A 2,999-nucleotide genomic window follows, 5' to 3' on the forward strand; every position below is an offset into this window, starting at 1 on the left:
GACGCGGTGCGCGCGGCCCGAGAGCAGGCGGAGGCAATCGGATGCCTCTTCCATGGTCTCGGCCTTGGGCAGGATCCGCCGGCCGACAGCCACCACCGTATCCGCAGCCAGGACCAGTGCGTCGGAGCCGAAACCGGCGACGCGGGCCTTGTGCTGGGCGGTGAGGGCCTTCAGGTCGGCGAGGCGGGCGGCAAGCTTGCGTGGCAATTCGCCCTTTTCAGGCGTCTCGTCCACATGGGCCGGAACCAGATGCTCCGGCTCGATGCCGATCTGGTTGAGCAATGCAAGCCGACGCGGCGAGGCGGAGGCCAGGATCAGTTCCGGACGACTGGCCATGATGCCTTCACTTGAAGCGGTAGGTAATACGACCCTTGGTCAGGTCATACGGGGTCATTTCACACAGCACCTTGTCGCCGGCGAGAACACGGATACGGTTCTTGCGCATGCGGCCGGCAGTGTGAGCAATGATCTCGTGTTCGTTCTCAAGCTTGACCCGGAAGGTCGCGTTGGGAAGCAATTCGGTGACCACGCCCGGGAATTCGAGCACTTCTTCTTTGGCCATACTTTCTCCTGGGAAGACCCCCGCGAGCTCATCTGCTCCGCGGCGGCCGAAAATTTTGGCGGAACCTACTGCAAATCAGTGGCTTTGTGAACCACCGGAAACCAGTGGCTCCAAACGGGTACGAACGCGGCGTCTGAGGGTATCGCGCAATTCGCGATAAGCCGACAGAACCACCTCGCGGCTACCCTCGACCAGCGAGGGGTCCGGCACCGTCCACTGTTCGATTTCTCCGGCTTCGAGGCCCTTCTTGGCCACGGCTTCCGGAGCATCGTCGGAAAGGGTGATGACGAGGTCGAAGCGGTTGGCCACGAGCTCATCCAGAATATGGGGCGTGTGGATCGACATATCAATGCCGATCTCTTCCATGACCTCATAGACGAACTGGTCGGCCTTGCCGCCATTGACGCCCACCGAGCGGGCAATGATGCGACCGGGAAAGGCCTGGCGCGCCAGCGCGGCTGCAATGGGCGAGCGAACCGAATTCATCGAGCAGACAAAGAGCACGGTGGGAAGTTCGCTCGTCGCCTCATCGATGCGGCTGGCATAGGGCTGCACGGCGCAGATCAGCGTAAAAAGGCGCCGCGCGGTATTGAGATCGATGATGATCTTGTTGTTGAGCCGGGTGCGCAGCAGTTCGGCCGCCTCGTTGTGCATACCGCGCCGCGCCATGTCGACGGTTTCGATCTGGAAGGGTTGCGCGGAGCGGATCGCCTCGTAATAGGCGTCGCGAATGCGGAAATAGTCGCGGATCAGGCGGCGGAAAGGGGTCAGCGAGATGTAATGCGCGGCGATCGGCTGGAAAGTCTCCGGGTGCCGCACGTCGAGCACGATGGAATTGCCGATAATGGAAACGTGCAGCGCATAGGGGCCTTCGGCCGCGACGCGGGCGGGACGAAAACTGTTCTCTTCGAGCAGATCATAGATGGCGATGCGCCATTCATGCACCTCGTCGGGGTTGATCGAGGTGATGGTATTGGGGTCGAGCGTGACGGTGACCAGACGATTGGTACTGGATGCCGCCTCGCTTGTGCCCATTGAAATGCTCAACGGTTGAGCCGAATCGAAATGGAGCGTCCGTGGCCATCGAGCGCTTCGACTTCGGCAATGGTGACGGCGGCTTCAGCGAGCGCCGACAGCGAGGAGGGCGTGCAACCGAGAATCGAGGTGCGCTTGACGAAATCGAGCACACCGAGGCCCGAGGCAAAGCGCGCCGAGCGGGCGGTGGGCAGCACGTGGTTGGAGCCGCCGACATAGTCGCCAATGGCTTCGGGCGTGTGGTGACCGAGGAAGATCGCGCCGGCATGGCGAATGGCCGGCACCAGTGACTGCGGATCGTCGATGGCCAGCTCAACGTGCTCCGAGGCGATACGGTTGGCGAGGTCGGTGGCGGTTTCAAGCGAATCGACGGTGATGATGGCGCCGAACTCGTCCCAGCCTTCACGGGCGATGGATTCCTTGGGGAGGAGGCTCAACTGGCGGTCGACTTCGGCTTCGACCGCATCGGCCAGACGTTCGTCTGTTGTAACGAGGATCGACTGGGCGCCGCCGCCATGTTCGGCCTGGGCGATGAGATCGGCCGCGACCCAGGCGGGATTGGCCGAGCGGTCGGCAATGACAAGGACTTCCGAGGGGCCGGCGATGAGGTCGATGCCGACCTGGCCAAACACCTGGCGCTTGGCTGCGGCGACGAAGGCATTGCCCGGGCCCATGATCTTGTCGACGCGCGGAATGGCAGCAGTGCCATAGGCGAGGGCCGCAACGGCCTGGGCGCCGCCGACGCGGTAGATTTCGGTAACGCCGGCGATCTGTGCGGCGCAGAGAATGGCCGCGGCCAGCTGGCCATTGGGCGTGGGCACGACCATGGCGATGCGCGAGACGCCGGCGACCTTTGCAGGCACGGCATTCATCAGCACCGATGACGGATAGGAGGCGAGACCACCGGGGACATAGATGCCAACGGCGTCGATGGCGGTCCAGCGTGAGCCGAGGGTGACACCGAGCGCGTCGGTATAAAGATCATCCTTGGGCATCTGCCGCTCGTGGTGCGACTTGATGCGGTCATGCGCGGTCTGGAGCGCTGCGCGAACATCCGGAGTGACGCGGGCAGCGGCTTCGGCGATTTCCTCTTCCGAGAAACGCAGGGTTTCGGGGGTGACGCCGGCCTTGTCGAATTTGTTGGTCAGCTCGGCCACGGCCACGTCGCCGCGGGCACGCACATCGGCAATGATGCCGGCAACGATGTCGCCCACTTCCTGGGAGGCTTCGCGCTTGCTGGCGAGCAGCTCAACGAAGCGGGATTCGAAATCGGCGGCTGCGCTGTCGAGGCGAAGGGGCATGGGCGGTCCGGAATAGCGGCGGATTTTTCGTCGGTGCGATCTATCCCCCATGGGGCGGTTGATCGCAAGGGGGAATGGGGTTTGTGGGTTTGGAAGGCCCC

4 protein-coding genes and 1 pseudogene are annotated in these 2,999 nt (G+C 63.4%); all 5 read right to left on the bottom strand.

Features of this window, described 5'->3' with window-relative positions; genetic code table 11:
• Positions 1 to 336 (bottom strand): Maf family protein (locus J0I64_RS08595; protein WP_291407173.1); only part of this gene is annotated, 336 nt, incomplete at its 3' end.
• Positions 337 to 343: 7 nt separating this feature from the next.
• A complete protein-coding gene (gene infA / locus J0I64_RS08600) occupies positions 344 to 562 on the bottom strand; it encodes a translation initiation factor IF-1 (protein WP_035082742.1) in 219 nt (72 codons plus the stop codon).
• 75 nt (positions 563 to 637) lie between these two features.
• Positions 638 to 1,117 (bottom strand): hypothetical protein, encoded by a 480-nt coding sequence (locus tag J0I64_RS08605; RefSeq protein ID WP_291407175.1) that lies wholly within the window; start codon positions 1,115 to 1,117, stop codon positions 638 to 640.
• Between the two features lie 6 nt (positions 1,118 to 1,123).
• Positions 1,124 to 1,597, bottom strand: a pseudogene (locus J0I64_RS08610) (UPF0262 family protein); the annotation flags it as partial.
• 8 nt (positions 1,598 to 1,605) lie between these two features.
• Positions 1,606 to 2,898 carry a histidinol dehydrogenase gene (gene hisD, locus J0I64_RS08615; RefSeq protein ID WP_291407174.1) on the bottom strand — a complete coding sequence of 431 codons (1,293 nt, stop codon included), beginning with the start codon at positions 2,896 to 2,898 and terminating at the stop codon, positions 1,606 to 1,608.
• Positions 2,899 to 2,999: the final 101 nt, after the last annotated feature.

Source organism: Devosia sp. (genome assembly GCF_017307565.1).
GTDB lineage: Bacteria > Pseudomonadota > Alphaproteobacteria > Rhizobiales > Devosiaceae > Devosia.